Source organism: Limnospira sp. PMC 1279.21, from assembly GCF_032349615.1.
Lineage (GTDB): Bacteria > Cyanobacteriota > Cyanobacteriia > Cyanobacteriales > Microcoleaceae > Limnospira > Limnospira fusiformis.
Window position 1 is genome coordinate 1 of the sequence record NZ_JARPLU010000521.1, and the last position, 505, is coordinate 505.

General features: G+C 44.4%; 1 protein-coding gene. It reads right to left on the minus strand.

Annotation, left to right across the window (positions count from 1 at the left end; translation table 11 throughout):
* Positions 1–505: Uma2 family endonuclease (locus P5683_RS25755; RefSeq protein WP_315641290.1), on the minus strand; the 505-nt coding region annotated here is incomplete at both ends.

Sequence of the window (505 nt, forward strand, 5' to 3'; positions counted from 1 at the left end):
TTGGCGATCGCTCTCTAACTCAATATAAGTCGAGAATTTACGACCATCGGGACGATACAATTCTAACCCCGACTCCGAGATTTCAAATCTCACCCCTAGCCGGGGAGAAATCCAGCCTTTTATGGTGTCAATTAATGTCAGTTGATTCTCTGTGCGAATCCAACCACAGACATCGATTTTATCGGGGTCATATATATAGTATTCTTCCACTCCATAACGCTGATAAAAGTCCAGCTTTTTCGCCATTTCGGTTAAGGTATTACCGGGAGATAATACCTCAAAAACTACTTGGGGGGCGATATCATCTTCTTCCCATTGCAAATAAGACCCCCGTTTAACTTTGGGTCGTCCTATGGCTACCATCACATCTGGAGCTACTCGCAGTTTATTGTTGCCTTCTACGGGATACCAGAGTAAATCTCCGGCTACAAATACGTTAGGGTCATCTTTAAAGAGGGCATCAATCCCTCCTTGAATGGTGACAATCCAGCGGAATTGTTCGGTC